Here is a 26,123-nt window from a genome sequence, read left to right on the forward strand (position 1 = left end):
ATAGAAGATAACTGATTGTAAAACAATGCTAAAGAATTACGCATGATGAAGCAATGTATAAAATTGATATTTCTGTTGATTTGTATCGTGCTGTATAGCATGCGGTATGTCACTGCACAGGATGCGGTTCGTCCGGCGGCACATTGGGTATGTGTCAGTCAGACGGGCTACAACAGCGGCGAACCAATGCGTTTTACCGTACCTACCGCCATGAGTGGTAGTGTAGATTTTTATATTACTGCGAATGACGGACAGGCGGTGTTATATAAAGGCAAAACTAAGAACGGTACCGGCGACTTTACCGGTTTTGTTCCCGATGGACAAGCAAGGGCATATCTCATCCATGTGAAAGGGGGCGACCTGCCGGAAGGCGTATCCTATCCGTTTCGCATCGGTCCCTGTCTCATAGAAACTGCGGGGCTGGAACCCTCCGTCTGGTTCATGAACGATACACGCAGTATTACAGGTACGCATCATTCTGCATATGGTGGTTGTCCATGGAGGGATGGTACTTACTATTCCTACGAGATCCCATCGCTGATATGGATGTACCTGTCCAATCCGGCAGCATATGACGCCATGCCCGCGACTATTTCCTACGATAGTCTGAAACAGGTCGTGATGGACCCGGGCTATGTATTTGTACGTAACCCCAATGATGAAACAGCCATGGAAGCGGCGCGCAGATACTTTACAACGATAGAACCACCACAGGGTACGCGCATTCCGGATGTGATCATGAACCTGCACTGGGGCCTGGGTTATTACCTGGTAAATCCTGAAACAAGGGATCCGAGTAAAGATCCTTTACCCAAACAATTACATCCGCAAACCCTCGCACAGTTTGCCTTTTTCCTTTATGCTTATCCCTATATCAATAAATGGTTTTCACCCGCGTTTTATCAGCAGGTACTGACTTTCGCACGTCAGCATTGGAGTGAGACGGGCCTGTTCGATATACAGCGGGAAGTCGGTACGACGAAGGGGAGACATGCACCTGGTTTTTCTGTGCTACCGAATCTGCTGATGTACGAAGTAGCAAAACGGGATAAACTACCGGATGCAGACGCTTATATGAAAGCAGCTTATCAGCAGACGAAATGGATGATCGATTCCCTTTCCCTGCAGGACCCGCTGGTCACAAAGGGACAACGTATGAGTGAGCACATGCTGATGACCGGACTGGCGGTCTATCTGCAGCAATATCCAGAACAGGCGCCGGCGGGTCTGGAGAAAAAGATAACGGAATGGGCGGATATAGTGATCAGCCGCTCAGACAATGCCTGGGATTTCAGAAGGTATGATATGGAACAAAACTGGACCGTACCGGAGATGAATGAAGTAGGGAATGTGGCCGGTTTTCCTGCGTCCGCATTAATGGCCATTACGCTATTGAAAGATAAAACAAAGACAGACCGGCTGAAACAGATCGCCTTTGCACATTTTGATAACCTGTATGGGCGCAATCCCCTGAATGTGCATGCCGCCCATCATCCGGAAAAAGGATTCGCAGGTATCACAAAAGGATATCCCAGGGGCTATCAGGAGGATGTTTGTGCACGGCTGGAACTCTCCCGTGGTGGACTGAGCTGTCTGCCGGGAACGGAGATGTATCCGTTCAATCCGCAGGGGAAAGACCGTCATCTGGAAGGATGGATCAACCATAATACCGCCTGGAATATGAGTCTGGCGGTACTAAGCTGGTATGACAATCATCCGCAGACCATCAACCGGGAGAAAGATGCCATACAGATCAACTGGCAGGCACCGCTGGGGAATGCAGATACATTGCCTGTTACGTTATATGTCAATGAAGTGCCGGCCGGCAGGGTATTGCTCACCCTTACAAAAAAGGGTAGCATGACATTTACAGGGAATGCACCTGTTGAAAAAGACGCCCTGGTACTGGAGGGAAAACGACTGTCGTTAAAAAAAGGCGATCGTCTTAAAGTAGCCTATGGATATGGATTTCTGGAGAGATCGGCTAGTCTGCAATGGTAGTCAGACGGCATAGGCAAAATGCAGGCAGTTCAATATAAATCCGTGATTCAGGTATAACCTGTGCGCGGGATGGAGCTGATAGCCACTATCCAGATGTACCTGTTTAACAGCGTGGGTAGTGGCTACTTCCCTTACATGACCGAGTAACTGTGACGCATATCCTTTACCACGATATTCCGGCAGTACAAACAGATCATCTATGTAGATCGTTTTACCGGTACGCAGCATATTGATAAACCGGTAGCCGATGATCCCTGCTGCTTTGCCCGTATTATCCGTGATAAAGTCAAGTATAAATCCACCTTCGATCACTTCCTGCATGGTATCGAGGTAAGTATCAGGATCGAGGTGCGTACGAAACTGTAATACGGGTTGTTTACAGTGCAACAGGTCCTCTTTTGTGACGGCTGTTTTAATAGCCATAGCGCATTATTTAAAGCGTGTGAACGAGATCGGTTATTTTCTTTCTGGCATTTTCAATCGCTGCTTCCCTGGCTTCTGCACCGGCAAACTGCACAGGATACACATTGATGAAGTGGAGATCATGTAGTCCGAGGAAGGCGAATACCCTTTCCAGGTAAGGCTGCAACTGGTCCATAGATTGTTCCTGCATAAAGCCCGCTGAGAAGTCCGCCCCCCTCGTATTGATGATATAGACTTTTTTGTTCTTCAGTAAGCCTTCATAATGGTTATCCTTCTTGCCAAATGTCCTGTTGATCCGCACGATGTTATCTATAAACACCTTGAAATAAGAAGGCACAGAGAAGTTATACATGGGCATGCCAATCACGTAGATATCCGCAGCATGTAATCTGTCCACCAGCGCTTCCGACTCCGCCAGCGCAGCGATCATTGCCGGTGTTCGCTCTTCCGGCGGTGTATAGTTACCCTGTACAAAAAGCGCAGAAGGATGCGAAGGCGTATCGACAGACAGATCGAGATAGTCAACCGGCAACTTCCCGAACCGGGCATGCAGTGTTGTCATGAAGTAGGCAGACAATTCCTTTGATACAGAACGCTCATTGCGGATGCTGCTGTCAATATGTAATACTTTCATAAAAGAAGAGATCAGAATTTAGGTTGCAGCTTAAAAGAAACGCCTACACGGTTCCACGTATTGATGACAGTAGCTGCTGCGATCAGTTTAGCCGTATAATCTTCTCCGAATACACGCAGACATTCATCATACAGTTCGTCGGCAATACCATGTTCATGTATAAAGGTCACTGCTTTTGTCAGCTGCAGGATCAGTTGTTCTTCCGCTGTAAAGTGATCAGTAGCTTCATGCCATACCGGGATCAATATGATCTTCCTGACAGGAATATCCAGAGAAAGGGCATCCTGCGTGTGTTTATCAACACAGTAGGCACAGCCATTAAAGTGTGAAGCCGAGATCTTGATCAGTTCATGATGCCATTTATCAATACCTGCCGCATGTACCGCCTTGTCCAGGTCTGCCATCGCTTTGTACAATTCAGGATTGTTTTTGCCGATGAATGTTCTTGTTGCCATTTTGTTTGTTTTTGTTGACACAAAGTTATGAAGCGATTGTACTACCTTAGTCATACAGATTTTATTAATTAGGTAGTACAGATTATGCTGGATACAATGTTGCTCCATATAGATAAACAGTCGTCACAGGCGGTATACGTGCAGCTGGCGAACGGACTGATCAACCTGATCAGGAGTGGTGTACTGAAACCGGGCACCCGTTTACCTTCTATCCGGGTAATGGCGGCGGAATTGCATATTCATGCCAGGACGGTGGTAGCAGCCTATGATGAAATGGCGGCCCAGGACTGGATCTATAGTAAGCCCCGTTCGGGGATGGTAGTGGCGGAGAATCTGCCCGATCTGAAGCCCCGTACTTTCCGGAGTAGTTTACCGGCAGCAACAGACAGATCATTGGCAGGCTCCGGTTCGCAGCAACAATTCCGCTATGTGATCAATGACGGTTTTCCGGATCACCGGATTGCCCCGGTAGAACAGTTGTTCAAACTCCAGCGACAGGCTTTCTATAACGACGATGTGGAACGTACTTCCATGTACTCCGATAGCCGGGGGAGCTTCAGACTAAGAAAAACCCTGGCAGAACATATCAGTGGCTCAAGAGGCATTGCGATGACGCCGGAAATGTTACTATTGACACGCGGCGCACAGATGGCCATTTATGTGGTAGCAGCCACCCTGATAAAACCGGGGGATGAGGTGTTGGTAGGAGACCCGGGCTACAGACTGGCAACAGCCGTATTTGAGCAGTTAGGGGCTAAAATAACCCGTATTCCGGTGGATGAGGAAGGGATTGATGTTGATCAGGTCGAAAAGGCCTGTAAACGAAAATTCAGGCTGTTATATATCGTCCCGCATCATCATCACCCTACAACGGTGACTTTAAGCGCGGCAAGGAGAATGAAACTGTTGTCACTGATCAGAAAACATGGATTCTATACCATTGAAGACGACTATGATTATGAATTTCACTATACCCACCGGCCGATATTACCACTGGCGAGTGCAGACCATGGGGGCCATGTGTTGTATATAGGCTCGGTGACCAAAAACCTGGCCGCCTCTATGCGCCTGGGCTATCTTATAGCATCAGAGGAGTTTGTCAGCCGGGCGGCACAGGTCAAAAAAGTCATTGATCTCCGGGGTGACCTCTTATTTGAAGACTCCCTGGCAGCCCTGTTTGAAGACGGCGTCATACAACGACATATCCGTAAGTCCCTGAAATTATATCAGCAACGAAGAGATCTTTTCTGCGAATTACTGGAAAAGGAGTTGGGTGAATATGTCCGCTTCCGCAAACCAGATGGGGGCATGGCCGTATGGGTACAGTTTGCCCCTAAATTTAAACTGTCTGTCATCGCTGCCAGGGCAGGGGAGCAGGGGCTGAAAATGTCTGACGGGACAGCCTATGATCCGGTGGCAGACAGGCTGAATGGGTTGCGAATGGGCTTCGCTTCCCTGAATGAAAGAGAGATGAAAAAGGTGATGGCAATTCTGCGGAAAGTACTGGAACAATATTAAAGCAATTCCTGCTATCGGCGCTTACCAGAAATAATAACAAATTCTCCGCAGCCGGATTGCATCAGTGCACGATATTTTAGCACGACTAAAATATCCATTTTATGAAAATGAAACTGAGTATTGCGCTTTTATTAGTATGCTGCGCCCTTGTATTTTCAGGCTTCCGTGCAGGTGTATTCAGTCAGCTGACAACACCAGCCGCCAGAAGAGCGGTGATGAACTTTCACGTGTACGTGGATTCTCCAAGCCAGTCTTATGCCGGTCTGACCGCCAGTATAAAGAATGAATCTTCTGGTGTCAACTATCCAACGCCTGTCCAAAGCAAAATCGTATCCGGCCGGCAGTTCTATGAATTTTATGCATCTGGAGAACTGGGAGAGCAATTCTCTATCACGGTGAAGTCAGGTACTACGGTGGTAGCCAGTGGCACGCATATCGTGAACGCCACCAATACGAATAACCATCATGCTGTTGTAACAGTATATATGAGTTATTAAGGGATCAGCTTATTAAAGGAAAAGGGGTATCACACGGTTCAGCTGATACTCCTTTTCCTTTTTTATTATGGGTAACCCAGTGTTGCACTGATATAGGCAGGAAAATCAGCAGCCCTGACACTTCCATTGCTCATACCATTTGCATCCGCCAGTTCGGCCAGCTGATGTTCATGCAGATAATACAGGTAATTTTAACTTTTGGTCCGGCTATTTTAACATCAATGTAGCTTGTGGATGGTCCTGCTGATATATTCCGGATAAGCAGCTGCATCAGCCTTCAGCGCCGCTATTTTTTCTGATGATGCAGCTGTATCTTTTAGCTCGAAGCAATAGCTGGTATATAACATGAAAAACAGACAACGGTTAATTGGATCAAGCGAGTCATCCTGCATACATTTTAGTACCTGTTTCTCAAAATCTGCGGCATGCGCTGATTCCGTGAAGGCGCGTCCCAGGCGGCCGATGTTACCCCAATAATGCCCTTCTGCCAGATCACTCGCCCAGAAGACGGTACCAAGCAATAGCTGTTGCACGGGAATATCCAGTAATTCCAGTTCAGGAAAGTGTGTTCCCCGGATGACTTTTCCATAACTGGCATCGCTGTTACGCTGGAAACGATCGTTCATGATATCCAGGTGTGATCTGATAAACACCGGCCACTGATGTGTTTGTGCTGCAAGTTTGGCAATATCTCTTGTGTGTAGGCTGGGTGCATTGTCCATGCTGCAGAAGCCGACCACCTGGCGTATGCGTTTAAGCAGCAGAAGCGTATCCGGGGAATACCTACCATCTGCCAACAGCTCCAGGGTTTCGTTTCCGATTCTTTTTTCTATGGCTTCCTTTATAGCCCCGTCGAATAGTTCTCTTGTCCGGGCATTTGTTTTCAGGTCATTGTACAGGTAATTGTAGTCACTGAGGGTCAGATTAGGATCATCTCCCAGATCCGCCGGTCTGGGGTTTTTCAGCATCATATAAGTTACCAGCTTCTTAAGGGACTCATTGGTCGCACCTTCTTCCCGCTGATCATACAACGTGATACTGATACAGGGATCTACCATACAATCGACATACTGTATCATTTTTGCATATTCCACAGGTAACTGTATGCTACTGAAGGAATGATCTCGCCGCCATGCCACGAAAGAATATTTATCATTCCAAAAATGCGAAACATACATCCAGGTATCGGAAGGAGAGAAGAGGTCGGAAAGTTCCTGATTCGTGATTCTTTTTGCATCCCCACTATAAATGGTGGTGACCATTTGTTTCCTGCGTTGGTCGTAACTGTTTTCATAGGCGATAAGAACATGTGCGCTATCCTCGATTATACTCAGTTCAGCAGCACGTATCTCCTGTAAAGTAGCTCCTTTTTTCAGCAGATCTTCCAGTTTAGGTTTGTCCTCCTTTTTGACTCCGCTTAATGTGACAACGGTTCCCTCTGTCTGTGGAAGTGAATGATATAGAGGATTAGGCACGCATTCCAGGTATTTGAGATTCAGAGAATCTGCCGTTCTCTTTAGCTGTTCTATATCACTCCTGGAATAATATAATTTAGCATACGGGTTTTGTGCAGGAAGCGTGTCTTTTGTCTGCGCCAGGGTAGATAGACAGAGATATAGTAATATGGTCAGGATCAGACACGAACGTTTCATATGCAGGATTTAGGGAAATGATGCAGACAGTCTGTAATTTCCATAAGGTGACAGGTTACCAGGAAGAACGACGTTAGCAACAATTTCGCAATATAGTTTTTTTTATAAGATGCGATATTGTTGCCTTATCTTTCGCAAAAGAAAAGATTCCACATGAATAAACGTCTTATCTGTCTGACAGCTATGACCCTGATCGCAGGTGCCTCCAAAGCACAGCAGTTCATACCGCTGTATCCGGATAGTGTTGTCAACAGCCGTAATGTACCCGATAAGGAAGTAAAAAACGATAATAACGGAAGCCTGTCATTTGAAAAAGTATCCGTTCCGACAGTACAGCTCTTCCTGCCACCGGCAGATAAGGCAAACGGCGCTGCTATGATCGTTTGTCCGGGTGGTGGCTACAGCTTTCTCGCCTATACGCATGAAGGGATCAATTTTGCCCGAAGACTCAATGAAATGGGGATCACTGTCCTCGTGCTGAAATACAGAATGCCGGACGATGCCACTATGCGGGATCGCACAATCGGTCCTCTACAGGATGCGCAGCAGGCAATCCGCCTGGTACGCCAGCGGGCGAAAGAATGGCATATCGATGTGAACAGGGTAGGACTGATGGGGTCTTCTGCCGGCGGACATCTCGCATCTACAGCCGGTACGCATTTCGATCACGCGTATATTCCCAATCCGGAGCAGACCAGCCTGCGTCCTGACTTCCTGGTGCTAGTATATCCCGTGATCAGCATGGCAGATAGTCTTACACACCAGGGCTCAAAGAATAACCTGATCGGTAAAGATGCCAGGCCGGCAACCGTACAGGCATTCAGTAATGAGCTCCAGGTAACGGATCAAACGCCGCCTACCTTCCTGGTACACGCGACAGACGATAAAGGGGTAGTAGTAGGGAATAGTATCGCCTTTTATACCGCACTGGTAAAGCATAACGTTCCTGCGGAACTACATGCTTACCAGCGCGGCGGTCATGGCTTTGGGATGAGAACCAGCAATCCTGATGAACACTGGTTAGACAGACTGGAAAACTGGTTACGCGACAACGGATGGCTGAAAAGGCAATAACCTGTTTGGCTTGTTACGCCGTTTTTCAAGGATGAACGAATCAAACAGTTCACCCGTAGCGAGATGGGAACGGAAACTCAGCCGGTCATTCTCAATGGTAATGAGATGATACATCTGCAAATGCCCGGCTACAATATCAGCCCATTCCATTTTCTCATATTCATACATCTTGGAGCCACTTACGGATACCACATACATGGTGCCGTAAGGGGCTACCTGCTGCATACCACGTCCATAGGCATGGTCATGCCCCTGTAAGACGATATCTACTTTGTATTTGTCAAAGACAGGCTTAAAATGTGCCCGCACTTTCTCATTATAACGCCCCTTTTTCGTTGAAAATACCGGGTGATGCATCGTTACCACCGTCCACTTATTCGGATTGTTTTCCAACGCTGCTTCCAGCCATTTCACCTGTGTGTCGATCAGCGCATCTGAGCTGGCCTCTTCCATCATCATCGTATTCAGGGAAATGAACCGCACTCCCTGTATGTCCGCATAAAATACCGATCCCTCCAGCTGCGCATCACCGGTACCATTTCCCGGCAGGGAAAACTGCTTTTTCCAGAAGAGTGACAGATGTGGCTGGCCATCCTCGTGGGTATACTCATGATTGCCCGGCGTTACCAGCGAAGGAATGCTGCCGTGGATATATCCGCCTGCTTCAAACCATTGTCCCCATTCCTCGTCATTATTGGCCCGGTTCACCAGATCCCCGGCGTGAATGATCGCCTGCGCATCGGGCAACTGTGCATACGCTTTCCTGATCACACGACTCCAGAACGGACGGATACCCACCTGTGCATCACCCAGGTAAATAAAGGAAGTTTTACCGGGTGTGGCCGCCGCTGTTTTAAATTGCAGCCATTCGCTCCAGCCGTTGTCACTGCCTACCCGGTAGGTATATAATGTAGCTGATTGCAAGCCTGTTAGTGTGATCCGATGATAAACCACATCCAGTGCTTCCAGTTTAAACGCTTCACTATTGGCCGTAAGCCGCTTCACATTGGCCGCAAACTCAGGGTGCGCATCCGCTGTGGTATATTCTATATAAGCCGTATTGATACCTGCTGCGCTGCGCCAGTTGATCGTGGCACTGGTGGCAGGGTCCTGCGTGATCGTGAGAATGATCCTGTCAGGTGTATTGCCTGCAATATATCCCTCCGTATGTTGCACCACAGGAGGGGTAGCGGCTTTGGCAAAGGCGGCTGCTCCCGTAAACGGAAGCAACGCACCTGCTTTGATAAAACCGGAAAGGAATTTCCTTCTGGCAACTGTCTTTTTTTCCATATCCATACTCATTTCAGGTACCACATTTTTGTATTGATGTCATCTGCGCCAAATACACTGATCGCCGCTTTATAATTGTCCAGATTTACGTCCTGCTCAGAGGTTGGCCACGCATATCGTACCGGGAACTGTGGCTGGAAAGCCATCGGTCCTACGACGAATGCCGGATAACCGGTACGTCTGAAATCAAACCAGCCCTCAGCACCTTTGAAGGTCATCGCGATCCATTTCTGGGTGATCAGCTGCTCCAGTGTACCATTGTATTTTACAATAGCCTGGTTATAGTAGTCGCGTTTCTGAGCCTCGTCTGTCTGTCCGTAATAGGCCATAGAAGACTGGATACCGTTGTTATACAGGGATTCTGCCGTACTACCGTTTACAGTCACCTTACCGCGTTGCATCGCTTCCGCCAGGATAAAGCATACTTCTGAATAGACCATCAGACTCGCCTTGAAAGTGGCCGGTTTGTCTTTTCTGAAGAAGGAAGAAAGGGTAGACTGATGGGTTTCGCCACCGTTATAGTCCGCCGGATTGGTATACGCATGCGGGATACCAACATACTGGTGCTGATCAATGGTAGCACCCTCTTTACCGCTCACAGGAGCGATCCAGAGTTCCAGTCTCGGGTCATTACGTGCAATCAGTACGTCTACCAGTTCTTTACTGGCTTTTGTTTTCAGGAAATCATTGTCAATCATGTTCAGTGGTCCGCCAGCCCAGCTATCATCCTTTTTAACACCGAGATAAGCTACTTCCGCATTATCCGCATTGCTTTCCATAATAGGATACTCGGTTTTGTTATTGAGGATCTCCTGCATCTCCGTAAAGGCAGCAGCATAGTTTTTTGAACAACGTAAGAGCATCCGCAGTCGCAGGGAGTTCGCCAGTTTACGCCACTTCAGCAGATCGCCGCCAAATAAGGCATCCGCACCTGCATTCAGACCAGCGCCGCCGTTTTTAAGCTGTGTATTGGCTTCTTTCAATACAGCCAGCAGACTTTTATACACCTCCTCCTGTTTGTCATAGGCAGGCTTGATATTACCGTTCTCCACTGACTGTAAGGCCTGGGAATAAGGTACGTCGCCATACAGGTCCGTCAGGTAGGCCATGTTGAATGCCAGGAGGACATTACCGGCAGCGGTATATGCCGGCTGACCGCTTGCCGCTCCTTCCTGCTGCATGGTTTTGATGATCATCGCACGCTGATAGATATCTGACCAGTCTACCGCCGTCCAGCGGAACAGTTCATAATCATTGTTACGGATCAGGGTGATATAACGGCCCAGGGCAGCTGGTCTTCTTGCAAAACCATTCTCCGCATAGGCATAGGCCGTTTGTGTCACCGCTTCGGTAAGGTGATATTCCGGTCTGGTTTCAGACGGACTGTTAGGGTTGGTATTGATTTCCTCGAAGTCTTTTGTACAGGCTGTCAGCGTCATTGCTGTCAGCAGACTATATAGTATATTAGATCGTTTCATGATTGTCATTGATTAGAAATTGCAACTGAGTTTAGCACCGTAAGAGCGGGTACCTGGTAAGGTCCAGTGACCTACACCCTGGTAACGCTGGCTGGAAAGGCTCATCGTGATCTCAGGATCGTAGCCATTCTTTGCTGCTGCCCAGGTATAAAGATTGTTGCCGATCAGCGAAAGGGACAGGTTGCTCAGGAATGGGATACGCTGCATTACACCGCGACCAAATGCATAGGTGAGTGATACTTCTTTCAGCTTTACATAAGTAGCGCTGTAAGTCTCATTCTCGTAATATTTCCAGTATTTATTGTCATAATAGGTCGCGGCATCAATGATCACGTCATTCGGTTTGTAAGTACCATCGCCATTAGCGATCACACCTTCCATGATCATCCCGTCATCGCGTACAGTACCATTGGCATCAGTCCAGGTCAGACCGCCATGCGCCGCATCACGTCCGCGCAGGGTATTGGTCGTACGACCATCCTGGATCAGGCTTTTCGCTACATAGGAGTAATAGGAACCGCCCTTGCGCCAGTCGATCAGGAAGTTGCAGCTCAGGTTTTTGTAACGGAAATTGTTGTTGAAACCAACCATAAAGTCCGGATTGTAGTTACCGATCTTTACAAAATCAACATCCTGTTGCTGTAAACCATTACTATTTAGTAATGCCTGTCCGGCATAAGCGCCCTCTTTTACTTTCACCCAGCTCCTGGTGTAGAAATCGCCCATTTTAGTACCTTCTTTGATCAGGTATTCGATGTTGCTACCGTCTGTACTACCCAACATATAGCTGGTCACCGCCGGTGTCAGTTCTATCACTTTATTGACGTTGCGGGTGAAGTTGATGTCAGATTTCCAGGTAAAAGCCGTGCTTTTTACAGGCACCAGGTTCAGCCCGATTTCCCATCCGCTGTTCTGGATATTACCTGCATTGATCAGCATCGTGCTGGCGCCGGAAGCAATGGTGGTAGGTACCTGGATGATCTGGTTGCGGTTGTTGGTTTTATACCAGGTGATATTGAAGCCTACACGGTCTTTAAAGAAGCTTGCATCTACACCGGCTTCATAGGAAGTGGCGATCTCCGGTTTCAGCAGACTGTTTTTCTGATTGAAACTGATAGTTGCACGTTTTACACTACCCCAGTCGGTATCAAATGGTACCGTGTTGTACAGCTGATAAGGATCCGTATCAGAACCTACCTGTGACCAGTTGGCACGCAGTTTCAGGTAAGAGAGGTCCTGCCATTTGATGTCCAGCATATCAGAGAGGATCGCACTCAGGGATACGGAAGGATAGAAGTAGGAATTGTTCTGTTTAGGCAGGGTGCTGCTCCAGTCATTACGGGCCGTCAGGTTCAGGAAAAGGTAGTTATGGTAACTTACCTCACCGATACCGTATATACTGTTGATCCGCTTTTTACGGAAGGACTGGGTATTCACTAATGCGCCTGCAGCGGCATTGGACAGGTTGTATACACCCGGCAGTGTCAGACTTCCGGTGGATTGCTGATTGGAGGTGCTTTCCTGGTCCATACGGTTACCACCGACAGCCACAGATACTTTGAAATCGCTGTTCAGGTTCGGTTTATAGGTCAGGAGGAAATCGCTGTTCTGCTCCTTGAAATTGTCATTCTCCAGCACATAGGCGCCTTTAGGATTTCTCTTGGCGCTGAACGGTCTGCGCTGGTCTTCACTCAGTGCATAATAATCCAGTCCCGTACGCAGCATCAGTGTCAGATCAGGTCTGATATCAAAAGAAGCCTGTACGTTACCCGTCATGCGGTTACGGGTGTAACTGTTGGTTTCTTCATATGCGATCAGGTAAGGGTTGTCATCCGTGCTGTAAGGGTTGTACTGTTGCAACCCTTCTTTACCTGGTATCCAGTAGTTACGCAGTGCATGGATATCGACGTTTGGCGTCAGTTTATATACCTGCATGGTCACGCTTTCTGTATAGGCAGAAGGACGGTTGGCGCTACGGTTATTGGTATAGGCAAGGTTGGTGCTGAGGTGGATGGATTTATTGAGATGATAGGTGCCTGAGAAGGTCAGGTTATCACGTTTCAGATCTGTATTCGGCACGATACCACGGTTCTGCAGATTGCCATAGGACAGTCTGAAGTTGCCGGCGTCTGTACTTTTAGATACGGCGATATTATTGGTAAAGGTATGACCCGTACGAAAGAAGTCCTTTACACGGTCTGGATAAGCCACCCAGTCTAATGGTAAAGGGTCGCCGTTTTCGTCCAGCGGACTATTCCACTGTACCAGTTTACGACCGGTATTCAGTTTAGGTCCCCAGGCGCCGGTACTGATGGTATTGTCGCTGCCAGTCCAGTCACCGGAACCAAATTCATTTTGGAAATGCGGGAACATCCAGGCTTTGTCAAATACAGCGCTGGAGTTGAAGCTAACGCCCAGACCTTTTTTCGCAGCACCCGATTTAGTCGTGATCAGGATAACACCTGATCCGGCGCGGCTACCATATAAGGCAGCTGCGCTGGCGCCTTTCAATACGGTGATGCTGGCGATATCGTCTGCACTGATATCACTGATCGGACTACCATAGTCAATGGTCTGTTTACCATCTACTGCCTGTGCGGGATTCTGGATAGCCGGTGCTACCGGTACGCCATCCACTACATACAGCGGCTGGTTGTCTTTGCTGATAGAGGATTGTCCGCGGATGGTCACCATCACACTTGAACCCGGATCCGACCCTGTACTACGGATACTTACACCTGGTACGCGGGCCGCGAGGCTGTTCAATACATTGGGTTGCGGTACATCGCTGACGTCTTTGGAAGACAGCTGTGCAACGGAATATCCCAGGTTACGTTCGCTTTTTTTGATACCCAGGGCGGTTACCACGACTTCTCCCAGTGCCTTGGTAGAGGGCTGAGGCAGTTCCAGAGAGGTCGGATTGGGTGTGGCTGCAGGTGTTTTCTGCTGGGCAGGCAGCACGCTGAGGATCGCATAGTTATTGAGGATACGGCAATGGATGGAGGCGTCTGTGGCTAGCCAGTCGAGGGCTTCTTTTAAAGAGACAGTGTTTTTGCGGATATGCACCGTGCGGGACAGCAGGGCATTCACATCTTCATCAAAGGTAAACTGCAGCTGTTGCTGACTTTTTACCTGTTGAATGAACTGTTGTACAGTGATGGCGCTGCCTTTGAAGGTCAGTACCTTTTCCAGGGGCTGCTGTGCAAATAGCCTGCTACAGACAGCCAATAGGAAAACAAGCATCAGTAATCGATGCATTAAAAATGTTTTCATTATTTTACAGTTGAATTCCTTGCAGGTGGTTCACGCCTGCATACCTCGTTACTTGGCTGATAAACCAGTCAGTTGCGAAAGGCGCCCCGCTGCTACGGGGCGTTTTTATTTTTGTTAGTACACTGCTATGTGATGGTCCTTCTCTGTATAGTTAAAGCCCGCGGTCTCTGACAGGATATGCAGAACAGCTGGGAGGGAGAGGTGTTCAAAGTCGGCCGTAATACGTTTCTTCTCCAGCGCCGGCCGCTGTATCGTAATATTGACCCCATACCATTTCTCCAGTTCCCGGCATACATCTGCCAGCGTCGCCTGATCATAGGAGAGCTTTCCTGTGGTCCAGGCAACCATATTTTGCGCGGTAACCGGCAGGATATTGAAATGGGCATTGTCTGTGTGGATGGTGATCTGCTCATCCGGACGCAGATCAGATAAGAGCTGTTGCTGTGCATTCAACAACCTGACCTTACCGGATACGAGTACAACAGACAGCTCCTGTCGTTGCGGTCGTTCAAATATTTCAAAGGAGGTACCCAGTACCTGTGTGGTATAGTTGCCAGCGGAAACAGTAAACGGTTTACCGGCAACAGTAGCGACGTTAAAGTAGGCGCGTCCCTTCAGCCTGATCGCACGTGCGTTTTTATTATATTCATTACTATAGCTGACCGTTGATCCCGGGAAAAGGGTCAGGTCACTACCATCGGGCAGGCGGATAGTACGCAATTCCCGCGGACCAGCAGTGATCTCCTGCCAGGCGAGTGGAATCGTCACAGCCGGTTTGCGCAGCATAAAATAGATATAGGATAAAGAAAGGAGTAATAATAAAGTGGCCGCAGCTGCTAACATCGGACGAAGGAATCTGTTCCGTGATGTACGGATACCCGCCAACATCCGGAACCGGTGCCAGTCCGCCGGTGTACTGTCAGATACATCCGCTTCACGGATCTTTTCCCAGGCAGTCTGCATACAGGCCTGTACCAGCAACGGATCAGTATCCGCAGCAATATATGCTTCTATTGCCTCCTTAGTGGCGGCGTCTGTAATCTTACCTTCAAAATAGGCGATGAGCTGTGCTCTGCCAGGTGGATGATGGACCATAATAGCTTGTTCATCCTAAAGGACGCAGGCAAAGGAGGCGTCAAACTATCCGGTAAAGTTGAATTAATATACAGTTAACATTGGCAAGGCAAATAAGAGTAGTACGGGCAGAAAATCGGCATAATCATCCAGTTCTGCGCGCATGAACTTCAGGGAAGAGGCAATGTGATTTTGTACGGTAAAGATGGAGACATTGAGTGCGGCAGCTATTTCTGCATAGCTCATACCTTTCTCCCGGTTCAGGATAAATGCTTCCCGGCGGCGGGGAGGGAGCTTGTCCAGACACTGCCGGTAACGGCGTAATAGTTCCCGGTAACTAATTGTATCATTGATGTTTTCCGGCGCCGGTGTTTCGGCCGTACTGTCAGTAAGACTATCTGTGATCGTTTTCCGCTGGCGTATCATACTGATGACCTCATGGCGCATCATCGTGAACAGATAACTATCAAAATCCTTTACGGTACTGATACGTTCTTTCTGCTGCCATACCTTCAGCAGGACATTCATGGCCAGTTCTTCGCCCGTTACAGCGTCGCCGCTAAAGCCGGCAGCATAACGTTTCAGACGGGGGAAATAGTGCTCAAATAAGGGCCTGAAATGCGAATCATCACCAGTCAGCCAGTCATGTAGCAAAATATCGGTCAGCGGAGAGGATGCCATCAGATCACTGTTTTGATGGGAGCAAATATAGAAGTACTATGTTAAGGCATTATTAATCCCTGTCTTTTTCCGGATTGCGTAAATTATTTTCCCTGATGGCGGCAGTTATTATACACATCCGGTTACCGTGTACATGCTTATACACAGATAATAAAAGATTGATCCACGAGGTACGCAAACCTGCTCCCGCCGCCTTTAGCCGGCATGAATGAATAATCATCCCTGTAAAATCTCATTGGCTAATGCAGGGTATCGTTGCTGTATATCGTCGATAATCAGTTTAAGGTGCGTGCCTACATTTACGTAGGCCGTATCCTTACCCTGGAACCGGACACCGGTTACATATTTAGCCCCCCGGTGTAAAGCCACTACTTCCCATTTATCATTGAGTACGGGTGCTCCGGAAGAACCCGATTCCGTATCGGTAAAGTAACATAAGCTCTCTGGCGTAGATGCATAGACCAGGTTGTTACGGATGCCATAGCGTTTACTGCGTCCTCCCGGATGCTGGACAATATTGACGGGTATCGGGTCATGTTGTACCTGTATGGTCACCAGATTTCTCCGGAGCGGCGTTCTGCCGCTGGGAGGGATACGGATAACCGCATAATCAAGGCTTTTCTGCCAGGCTTCCAGTTTTATCGCCTGAACAGGCAAATTCTCTGCTACACCTTCCACATTATAATCACTGATCACCCCTGCACCACTTCCCTGTAAAAGGAGGTCTGCTTCTGCCGCTTCACCTTCTCCATCCTGCCGGGCATTGACGACATGATGATTGGTGATGAGCAAAGAATCTGTCAGTAGCCAGCCGGTACCGAGAAATTGTAACGGACTACCACTCTGATCCAGCCGGGGCTGTCCATGCTCAATAGCGGGAATGCGTAGTTTAAAGACGGAATTAGCCGTTTTAAGCGCGTTATCGACAAAGGAGAAGGTGACAGTATCATCCCGGTGAATAAAGGTCTGGTTGATGATCGGAGCCAGGGAAATATTGACAGGCGGGGCGCCGGAGGATAACTGAATGACCTTTTCCAGCAGCAGGCGGACCGTCTTCTCGCTGGCCGGTACCACACTGACCAGCAGGGCTGCATTCTGCAGAAATATCTGTAAAGGGACCTGTCCGGTGGTGATCCTTTCCAGGTTGTTCATAAAGGCGATCTCCGTCATCAGTTTCGGAAGGATGGCCCCTCCACCGATGGGCATCACCATCATGACCCTGGGATCGACTGACTGATATAATGCGCCCCTGTTGGCGATCGGATCTGTCGCGGACGCGATCGCCACGCTGAGATCATTTACTTCACCTGGATCTAAATATGCCATTATGCAAGTGCTTCAAAGGTTTCAAATTGATCTCCCTGTTCCCAGTTTCCCCGGGATTCATCCAGTCCGCGGATATTTTCGTTTGTCAGCATGTCATTCCATACCTCCTGCGTATCCGGCTCAAACATGTCCAGCATGTCATAGGTATCAGGGAATTCTTCCTGTAGATAGAACTTGGCCATCCGTATCACGAACGCGTCCTGATGATTGTAGAGAATTGTTAGTTTTTTGGCGGCGTTATTGAGCCTTGTCCGCAAATCACGTATCTGTGCAGCGGTGCCGTTATTGTCTGTCGTGATCTTCAGCAGATGACATAATATCTGCATCTGCGCGATGGGAGAAGCTAGTTTTGATGCTGCTTTTCCCGCCATTTCCAATGCAACGATCGGACTTGTATAATTACCTTTCAGCAGCCATACCTGCGCATACAACCAGAAAAGTTCCGCTAGTCTGCCGGGATTAGCTTCGCCGGAAATCTTTGTAATCCCCTGCTGCAGTATCCAGTCCGCTTCTTCCAGATCTTCCCTGATCAGCAGGGCTTTCGCTTCCAGTGCATAGAGGGGACTGGTTGCTGACCGGTCAGGTCTTTCGTGTAACAGTTGCAGCGCTTCGTCGATATTGTATTGCGCCAGCGCTTTCTGTACTTTACGGGTGATATTGTTCTCCCATTCCAGCAGCGAAGCATGCGCATATACATCCCTGGATACTTCTAGACTGATCACAGATGCGAGCCATGCCTGCATAGTAGCGGAGTATTCCTGCAGGTTCTGTACAACAGAACTTTCTATCCCATCCATCCATCTGGTACGAAGATCATCTGGTAGATCTTCCCCTAATGCCAGCCGGTGATACATTTCTTCCGCTCTGCCGGCAACGATCTTCTGCTGGTCCGGGTACTGTTTGTTTGAGTAGTAAAAGATCGCCTGCCGGTGCAGTTCCCGCAGCTGGTCGAATTTATCCTGCTGTAATAACTTAATCATCGCCTGACGTATTTCCGGGCGATAGATCAGCGTATCCTCCGGTCCGATCCTGACGAGTGCATGTTCCCGTTTAAGGTCTTCAAAGAGCTGCATCGCCTCATCCAGGTTACTCACCGGAAGGTCGCAGATAGGCGCCAGCACCGCTAATATGATTTCGGGACTTATCACCCTTAAAGCCATGCCGGGATGTGCCAGCTTTCTTACATTTTCATCGTGTATGTGGTTCAGTATACGGTTGTACAACTGCCCCTGGATCAGCTGCTCATTCAGTTCGAAGGTCAGGGCGCTGTTATAGGTAAAATCGTCAAATGCCAGCTTTTCGCCGCTGGCCTTCATGGAAGTGATCAGGTTCGCCGCCAGACGGAGTGACAAGGGGTTGCCTCCTATATGTTCTACAACCGTTGCGGCTGTAGCCGCTTCGATACCCAGATTTTTGAGCAGCTGAATACTATCTGCCGGTTTGAGATGTTCCAGGTGTATTTCTTCTACAAAACCGGTATCTCCCCGCATATCCCGGACGGAAGTACGGCCGGCAATGATCACGCTGAACAGGGGATATACCTGGTGGATCTCCTGCAACATGGTCCAGAAACCGGAGAGACTCTCTTTATCCCTGTATTCTACTTCTTCGAAAGTATCCAGTACCAGTACTACTGCCTGATTGAAGTCTGTTTGTAATTCCTGTAAGAGGGCGCCAAAGTTTTGATAGAGGGACTGGTTGATACCCAGACTGACGTTAATACGTCCGGCCCTGGTATCAAAGGAGAGACCCCTTGACTTGATGTTGCCCTGATCATCCCGGAAGTTGCGTACCTGATCCCTGAAATCGTCAAAGTGTGCTTTATGGTCGGGTAACTGTAACTCCAATTGTGAGATGGCTTCCAGGAGTATGGTGAAAGGCGCTTCGATCCGGAGGGTCGGCTGGTCAAAGGCAAGATAGGCAAAGGGAATACGCTGCGCTTTTTTACCAACGCTGTTTTCCATTAGTAGCCGTGCCAGCAGGGCTGACTTACCGATGCCGCCTGGTCCGCAGACAGAAAGGATCGGTTTACGGCCGGCCTCGGGGTTATTGACAAGCAGGTCTTTCAGGATCTTGCCTGCAAGCGTACGCTTTTTATCACTGATATGAATAAACTCACGCAGTTGTTGCAGTTCGTCCTGCCGCCCCATGAAATTATTATCTACCAGGTGTTCAAACCCGGCAAGCACACTTTTCTTTTCCAGTAAGGGGAGGAGGTCAGAGAGGGGTGGTAACTGTGGATCGAGACCATCCAGCCAGGTCACCAGCTGACAGAGCAGGGTCAGTTCCTGGTATTTCATGTCTGCGATCTCATAGTCCGGCTCCGGACTATTGACATACGTTTCAAATGTTTGCTGGAGGTCGGTTATTGTACGTTTGGGATTGGCTTTTAGCACCTCCGCCATGGCAGCTTTAGTACCGAGTTCCTTTAGCGTCTGCTGACGAACGGGCATCTTCAGGGCAAATGATCCTGATCCCAGTCCGCCGGCTACGTGTGTGATATAATCATAGAGTAACACCCGTACCTGGGGATGCACATACTGACTATTGATCGGAAGCAGGGTCTCCGGTTCAAAACAATGGAGTACAGCTGCTGCCTGCAGGTAAGACTGGAGTTGCGGATTATGTTCCTGTTTAGGAGAACCAGCTTCCTTTTCCTTACGCTTCTGTGCGTATCGGGCGAGTATGTCTGCTGTGGTCTGATTTTTTTCCATGGCTGCTTAACTTAGGCTGTCATTAAGATCCTGTAGTTTTTCTTCCAGTTCGGCCTTCCTTTCATCCGTATCGGGAAGGTCTTTCAGCATCTCCAGCAGGAAGGTGGCATAGTCCGGTCCAGGGTGTGGCGCCAGTATTTCATTGAGTCTGTTAATGGCCTGCAGAAGTGATCTTAGTCTGCCGTTGAGTACCGCCATTTTAGTATCGTTGGTGGGGAGTCCGTTCAGGAGGAAGTCTGTTATAATCCTTGCGTCTATTGTCCTGATCGCCCGCTGGCATATTTCCTTTACGACTACTTCCACATCATTACGGTTACATTGCCGGATGATCTCTTCATCTGCTTTGCCCGGTTCTACGGTCAGCATGGCACGGTCAAATCCGATCAGTATCAGGCGGCATCTTTTTTGAAACATGCCCAATGTGATCTTATAGGAAAGTGCGGTAATAAAGTAGTCTGTACTGGGATGTAAAAATGGACTCTTTTTAAAGTTGTCCAGCACAAACCAGCAGTTCATACCTGTTATCTGTGAGCCTTTATTTAATACCCAGTTTGCCAGTGTTTCGGCGTATGCGCGCATGTTCTCCTCCGGCCCCGGTATATCGCTGGTGGACATGGCCATTTGTGATACCAGGTCTTTGGCCAGTTTCTCCGCTGTCAGATCCAGCCCTATTTCTTTATCAAGTTTGGCGCTGCAGGCCAGTACTGTATTTTTCAGATTGGAAAAATGGTCGATGTAGTTGGTGGAGTAGGACTTCCCTGATTTGTCTCCACCATTCACAACCAGGATAGGCTGTGTATTGGCCATCGGCTGGGATAGCCGGTCCAGATGATTTCTTAACAGCGTACGGTTGACAAACGGGATCGTATTGTTCAATACCGTTTGTATATAGGGATTGGCTGTCGGTGGCGGTGGTATTCTGGCATATTCCCAGATCTCTTTGATCTTGTCATCCAGCGTTAACTGGAAGGCAGTGATCAGCGTTTCCATCCATGTCGGCGTGTTGTTAAATCCGTCGAGGATACAAAGACGCACGGCATCCATTGCGATACGGTATACAGAGCCTTCGGTGATGAGGTCTGTGGCCAGCGTGGTGCCTCCGAAAGGACCTGCAATGGCTGCACGGGGAGAACCTTCTGTTCCCAGCCGTTTCGCCAGGACATCGATGATATACATTTTATCATTTTCTGAAAACATAGGAGAGATTTATGCATTCAATTATTTTGTTCCATATGTTCCATGACGATATTCAACAGCACAGGTGACTGAACGGAGACGATGAAACTTTTGGGGCACGTTAATAAGATTAAAATCTGATCTGAAATAAGAGGATTGATAAGGCTATGAGGTACGCGGCTAATAGAAACGCCTGATCTGCTGATTCTTATTACTAATTTACGGCAATTTTTTGTTTGAAGAGTATTTTCCCCTCTTTCCGACTTTCCGGAGAAGACCTGTACAGATCCCTGATGAACTATTTACAATTAATATTATTTGCTATATATTAGCGGCTTTTCAGCACTATCACATATCAGTTGAAACCATTGATCAAACATGAACGCCAGTAATTTAGAGATCCCCGAATATTTACACAAAGACATTATTGCCCTGATCACCTATCTGGAAAAGCAGGCGCCCAAAAACGCAAACCGTAGTAAAGTAGCTCCGGCCGACTTAGCCAGAATGGAAGCAACAGCAGGGTTTTCCATGCCTCCTGCATTCCGGGAGTTCTGGCTCAAAGGAGGTGCTGCCTACTGGGAAGATGAGCAGCTGACCGTCCTTAGCTATTGCTATACAGATTACAGCAGCGCAGATAATACATTATACAGGATGTTAGCTACCAGTCTGCTGTTCTCCGGCAGGAAAAGCGAGTTCCTGGAACAGGAGATACGCCTTTTATACGCCTGCTGGATCGTGGGTATGATCAAAGAAGGCGATAAAAGGACTTTCTTTGTCAGCGATGCATTGGGAAAGATGCACATCATTCATATAGATAAACCTTTTGCGCAACAGGATGACGAAGCGTTACGCACTGCACTTGCTTCCATCCTGGAGCAGCGGGAGGCACTTGCAGATTTTATGGCTACTGTAAAGCTGCCGGATGAAGACGAAGATTTCCCGTCTGGCAGAGATGAAGATCAGACGGACGAAGAGGAGGAGGAAGATGAGGAAGATCCAGCCAAACAGGCATTTCTTGAAAAACACAGGCTGGAGGAACTGACCTATGAGGAGGTACTGGAGCGTATGGGACTGGAGCAGCTGTTTGACTATTGGGATGGCAAAAGCGGCGTCAGTATCATGTCCCTGGACAACTATGAAGATGAACCTTCGTACTTCGAAGACTATAGCCGTATTTACTTCTGTGACGGTGATCTGGACGTAGACAGCCTGGATGTCGACGGTCTGTATATTGATCTGCTCGTAGTAAAAGGTAACCTGACGGTCCGCGACAGTGTCGCTGGCTGGGGTGGAGATGGTATCGCTTATTATGTGACCGGCAACACCACGATTGACAAATTACAGGTCGATGAATTACAGAAGACCCTGGGGAAGGAATCGGTGCGTTATCTCGCCTATGCCTGGGCAGACGATCATGAGATGCTGAATAAGCTGTCACGCCGGAAGATTGACGCCCCTGTTTTCCTGTCCTGGTTCTATGACCTGCATTGTTTCGAGTTTGCGCCTGATACCCTGATTACCGCACTGTATGAGTATGATGATCTATCAGCCTATAAAACGACAAACGCCTTCCTGCCATGGCATGATTTTGCTTCGGCTTTCCGCACTGATTTATATTATCCGGTAGAGAAAGAACATCATGACAACCTGAACCTGAATATCGGCGGTATCTATGCGGCGTTGAAGAAAGGGGAGTCAATATTCAAAGAAGGTGTGACGAAAGAAGGTATCCTGTTAGTCAACGAAGGGCAACGTCTGTTGGCTGCTGAAGATGTACAGGGTGCATGGGCATGCTTTAAGAAAGCGATGGAAGTGGCACCGGGTTATTACCTGGCGTATAGTGAGGGTGGTAAATTACTTTTCAAAGAGAAAGCCTATCGCCAGGCGATGGAAGTATTTGCCAAAGGTATTCCATTCAAACCGGAGAAGCTGGCCTATGAAAATACCTGTGCCGAGCAGGCTGCTTTATGCGCTGTGCGCATAGGAGAATATAACCAGGCGATCGAATGGTGCCTGGATGTACTTGAAACAAATAATGAAGCTTATTTTGCGATGCGTGTGATAGGAGAGGCAGCGATCCTGACACAGCACCTGGACGATGCAAAAGATTATCTGAAGAAGTCTCTGGGGATATCGTCTATTTTCAGTAATAACTGGTTACTGGGACTGGTATATCATCTGCAGGGAGATCAGCAGAAAGCGGAGCAGTGTTATCAGCAGGCGGCCCGGCATAGCGGCAGGGCGAAGCCTTATAGTGAGCATACTGATATGGGGTATATCTATGGCACACCGGTGACGCTGGATTGGGTTTGATTGCATATAACCTTAAATAAAAGAAGGGGCGGCAGATCATCTGTCGCCCCTTCTTATTTATATCAGATAGATCAGCTGCTTTCCAGTCCGCAGTACACCCTCGAAAAGTCCTTCTTCGCCAGATCGCTCTTATGTATCACAAAATAAATCTCTCCCGCATCCCAGAAACAAAATCCCGGCTGACTATCACTACTTACCCGCAATAGCACCATCCAGTCCTCCGGATTGCCTTTTAAGGCATGTACGGCCTCTTTTTCCGGCGTATCGTGCTGTTTGAAAACATAACTATTGATACTGTGTATAGCCTTAAATTCAGGCTCTAATGCCTGTTTTAGTGCATCCGTAGCTTCATCCGCTTCATCCAGTGCCTCCAGTTCCGGCCAGGAGGGCTCGTAATAATCCCGGGCATTGTAAAAGAACGGAAGACTGGCATATTTATCTGCAATGACCTTATAAGGCGTATATATGCCATGCTGGTCATAGATGTAATCTTCTGTGATATTCAGTTGACCGGCTGATTCCAGGGTGGACAGATCACCGTCGTAGTAGATCACAGAAGCGTCTGTATCTTCCTGGTCCTCAATAAAGAAATACAGGATGCCGGTACGGGGCAGGTAATCCTGCAAATGGGCAATATCGGTACAGTTGATCTGTGCAATGAACTGCATGCCTTTTTCATTTCCCTGATAGTCTTTGAAGGAAGGGTAGGGGACACCCGCAGGTAAGTCCGGGAGTCCGCCAAAACGGCTGTTCCCTTTACCCGAATAAGTATCTTCTTTTGTTGTTGCAAAAGCAACGGCTTTACGGGCCAGTTCTGTCAGTCCCTGCTGATAAGGCTGGAGTTCCTGTGCCGCAATAGCCTGTTCCACCTGCTTACGCAGTTTATCGTCATATTTCGCCGGGAAGAGTGTATGATCAATCGGAACGGTGCCCTTGTCGTCAGCTCCTTTATAACTATAATCCAGCAGCGCCATTTTCTTCTCCAGTTCCAGGTCCAGATGTTCGATGTTTTCCAGTCCGGGAGGTAGTTTCGTAAAAGGATTCCCTTTGATACTCAGCCATTTCAGTGTTGGCATTTTTGTAAGGGAATCCGGCAATGACGTAAGTTTGTTATTTTCTATTGTCAGGGTTTCCAGGGAATCTGACTGTCCGGGTGAAATAGACTGTAACTGGTTATTACTCAGGTAGCAGAATTTCAGTTTGGGCAACTGGAAGATGTAAGGATGGATCCCTTCTATCCTGCTTTCTGACACATAGAGATGCTCCAGTTCTTTCAGATCACCGATCCATTGCGGCAGCGTATCTACTGCTCTGATACCGGAAAGGGTCAGTTTACGGAGTGATTTGTAGTGTTTAACAGGCTTGGGTACTTCTTTGAAATCTGCTGCCGAATCCTTATCCGCAGAAAAGGAAATATGCAATGTTTCCATCTCTTTGAGCGGCGCCAGTGTCTCATGCAGTAACGCCGGATAAGGGTCGGTCAGTTGTACATGACGCACGATAGAAGCAGGCGCTGTTTCCAGTTCTGCTATGCTCAGGAAACGGTAGTTGCCCCAGTTGATCTCTTCCAGCGGAAGTTTCTTTGCGATACTTACGGGATAGTTTTCGAAATGGCCGTTTATCCCCAGCCATCCGTCCTGTAAAGTAACCTCTCCTGTGAACTGCAGACTATAGTGAAACCCACCTTTCCAGAGGTAGGTCAGATAAGAGCTATCCCGTTCATCTTCGAAGGTAAACACACCTGTAGGAATACCGTTTTTATAGACGCCTTTGAAGTAAAACTGCAGATAGACCTTCCCATGCTCATAATCGTTGAGGAGGTGTCCGTGTTTTGCTTCGTCGAAATCAGGCATTTCAGCCTCCAGCTTAATATACAATGCGCCATCGCCATCGGACACAGAGACGTCGCCGCCTGGCAGTAAACGCAATTGATAATCATCCAGTTCCCAGTAGTCATTTCCATCAGCGGGTATGCTAAAAGGCGTAATGGGTGTTTTCTCTCTTTTCTCTTCCGTTTCTTCAGAAGTAGTGTATCTGGAGAGTATTTCGTCAATACCCGCTTCCTGCTCCTTTAATCCCGCTTCGGGATCACCAAAGTATTGCAGGCTTTGCCATATTTCGTCAAATATAGGCTCATATTTCGCCGCTTCTTCTGTATCACAATCGGCAATGATCGTGTAACAATATTTCTCATTGATCTGTACCAGACCGAAGTAATAAAAGAAGAAACCGTCTGTAGATCTGGCGGTACGTACCAATGCGGTATGTCCGGCAACAGATAATGTCTTGTCGCTGATCCCTTCCAGGGTACCACGTTGTTCCGGGCAACTTGCATGAAAGCGGGCGGTCAGATCAGCGCCGGGGTACTTTTTATAAAAACTGACCTTATTCAGACCGGCAGTAATAAAAGAAACATAGTTGTTATCTTTTATCTGCTCTGCTTTTATACTTTCCCACGCTACGCGTATATTATTATAAATCTCCGGGAAGCTGACACTAAAGGTTTTCGCAGATACTGTTTGCATAACTCTGTTCACAAGG

Annotated in this window: 18 protein-coding genes; 5 read left to right on the forward strand and 13 right to left on the reverse strand. The window is 48.1% G+C overall.

Going from position 1 to position 26,123, the window contains the following annotated elements; genetic code table 11:
- Positions 1–42: 42 nt before the first annotated feature.
- Positions 43–2,001, forward strand: a complete 1,959-nt coding sequence (locus tag BMZ72_RS31900; protein ID WP_089814788.1) for an early set domain-containing protein — start codon at positions 43–45, stop codon at positions 1,999–2,001.
- Here the strand turns inward: BMZ72_RS31900 and BMZ72_RS31905 are convergent, their stop codons facing one another.
- The 3 genes from BMZ72_RS31905 to BMZ72_RS31915 are packed head-to-tail and all read right to left on the reverse strand — an operon-like array spanning position 2,002 to position 3,513.
- Positions 2,002–2,424 carry a GNAT family N-acetyltransferase gene (locus BMZ72_RS31905; protein WP_089814790.1) on the reverse strand — a complete coding sequence of 141 codons (423 nt, stop codon included), beginning with the start codon at positions 2,422–2,424 and terminating at the stop codon, positions 2,002–2,004.
- 10 nt (positions 2,425–2,434) lie between these two features.
- On the reverse strand, positions 2,435–3,058 hold the full coding sequence (locus BMZ72_RS31910; RefSeq protein ID WP_089814793.1) for an FMN-dependent NADH-azoreductase: 624 nt from the start codon (positions 3,056–3,058) through the stop codon (positions 2,435–2,437).
- 11 nt (positions 3,059–3,069) lie between these two features.
- Positions 3,070–3,513: a carboxymuconolactone decarboxylase family protein gene (locus tag BMZ72_RS31915; protein WP_089814795.1), complete on the reverse strand. Its 444-nt coding sequence runs from the start codon at positions 3,511–3,513 to the stop codon at positions 3,070–3,072.
- 84 nt (positions 3,514–3,597) lie between these two features.
- Between BMZ72_RS31915 and BMZ72_RS31920 the strand changes: the two genes are divergently transcribed.
- On the forward strand, positions 3,598–5,031 hold the full coding sequence (locus tag BMZ72_RS31920; RefSeq protein WP_089814797.1) for a MocR-like pyridoxine biosynthesis transcription factor PdxR: 1,434 nt from the start codon (positions 3,598–3,600) through the stop codon (positions 5,029–5,031).
- 101 nt (positions 5,032–5,132) lie between these two features.
- Complete coding sequence (locus BMZ72_RS31925) at positions 5,133–5,528, forward strand: hypothetical protein (RefSeq protein WP_089814799.1); 396 nt, start codon at positions 5,133–5,135, stop codon at positions 5,526–5,528.
- Between the two features lie 218 nt (positions 5,529–5,746).
- On the opposite strand, the gene BMZ72_RS31930 is transcribed toward BMZ72_RS31925, so the two are convergent.
- Entirely contained in the window at positions 5,747–7,180 is a 1,434-nt protein-coding gene (locus BMZ72_RS31930) for a hypothetical protein (protein WP_089814800.1), read from the reverse strand.
- Positions 7,181–7,333: 153 nt separating this feature from the next.
- Here BMZ72_RS31930 and BMZ72_RS31935 point away from each other — a divergent pair, with 153 nt between their 5' ends.
- The gene (locus tag BMZ72_RS31935; protein ID WP_089814802.1) at positions 7,334–8,254 is read left to right on the forward strand and encodes an alpha/beta hydrolase; all 921 of its coding nucleotides are present in this window, start codon (positions 7,334–7,336) and stop codon (positions 8,252–8,254) included.
- On the opposite strand, the gene BMZ72_RS31940 is transcribed toward BMZ72_RS31935, so the two are convergent.
- The 8 genes from BMZ72_RS31940 to BMZ72_RS31975 all read right to left on the reverse strand — a co-directional run bounded on the left by BMZ72_RS31940 (position 8,222) and on the right by BMZ72_RS31975 (position 21,287).
- Entirely contained in the window at positions 8,222–9,544 is a 1,323-nt protein-coding gene (locus BMZ72_RS31940; protein ID WP_089814984.1) for a purple acid phosphatase family protein, read from the reverse strand. The genes BMZ72_RS31935 and BMZ72_RS31940 overlap by 33 nt on opposite strands.
- Before the next feature lie 8 nt (positions 9,545–9,552).
- Positions 9,553–11,022: a SusD/RagB family nutrient-binding outer membrane lipoprotein gene (locus tag BMZ72_RS31945; RefSeq protein WP_089814986.1), complete on the reverse strand. Its 1,470-nt coding sequence runs from the start codon at positions 11,020–11,022 to the stop codon at positions 9,553–9,555.
- Between the two features lie 12 nt (positions 11,023–11,034).
- Positions 11,035–14,280: a SusC/RagA family TonB-linked outer membrane protein gene (locus BMZ72_RS31950; protein ID WP_089814804.1), complete on the reverse strand. Its 3,246-nt coding sequence runs from the start codon at positions 14,278–14,280 to the stop codon at positions 11,035–11,037.
- Positions 14,281–14,409: 129 nt separating this feature from the next.
- The gene (locus BMZ72_RS31955; RefSeq protein WP_089814806.1) at positions 14,410–15,390 is read right to left on the reverse strand and encodes a FecR family protein; all 981 of its coding nucleotides are present in this window, start codon (positions 15,388–15,390) and stop codon (positions 14,410–14,412) included.
- Between the two features lie 63 nt (positions 15,391–15,453).
- Positions 15,454–16,050 (reverse strand): RNA polymerase sigma-70 factor, encoded by a 597-nt coding sequence (locus BMZ72_RS31960; RefSeq protein WP_089814808.1) that lies wholly within the window; start codon positions 16,048–16,050, stop codon positions 15,454–15,456.
- 216 nt (positions 16,051–16,266) lie between these two features.
- Positions 16,267–17,376: a trypsin-like peptidase domain-containing protein gene (locus tag BMZ72_RS31965; protein ID WP_089814810.1), complete on the reverse strand. Its 1,110-nt coding sequence runs from the start codon at positions 17,374–17,376 to the stop codon at positions 16,267–16,269.
- Entirely contained in the window at positions 17,376–20,090 is a 2,715-nt protein-coding gene (locus tag BMZ72_RS31970) for an ATP-binding protein (protein WP_089814813.1), read from the reverse strand. Before BMZ72_RS31970 ends, BMZ72_RS31965 begins: the two co-directional genes overlap by 1 nt.
- 6 nt (positions 20,091–20,096) lie before the next feature.
- A complete protein-coding gene (locus BMZ72_RS31975; RefSeq protein ID WP_089814816.1) occupies positions 20,097–21,287 on the reverse strand; it encodes a hypothetical protein in 1,191 nt (396 codons plus the stop codon).
- Positions 21,288–21,644: 357 nt separating this feature from the next.
- Here BMZ72_RS31975 and BMZ72_RS31980 point away from each other — a divergent pair, with 357 nt between their 5' ends.
- Entirely contained in the window at positions 21,645–23,582 is a 1,938-nt protein-coding gene (locus BMZ72_RS31980; protein WP_089814818.1) for a tetratricopeptide repeat protein, read from the forward strand.
- 71 nt (positions 23,583–23,653) lie between these two features.
- On the opposite strand, the gene BMZ72_RS31985 is transcribed toward BMZ72_RS31980, so the two are convergent.
- Positions 23,654–26,107 carry a DUF1963 domain-containing protein gene (locus tag BMZ72_RS31985; protein ID WP_255373347.1) on the reverse strand — a complete coding sequence of 818 codons (2,454 nt, stop codon included), beginning with the start codon at positions 26,105–26,107 and terminating at the stop codon, positions 23,654–23,656.
- Positions 26,108–26,123 lie beyond the last annotated feature (16 nt).

It is taken from the genome of Chitinophaga sp. YR627 (assembly GCF_900114995.1).
In the GTDB taxonomy this organism is placed as follows: domain Bacteria; phylum Bacteroidota; class Bacteroidia; order Chitinophagales; family Chitinophagaceae; genus Chitinophaga.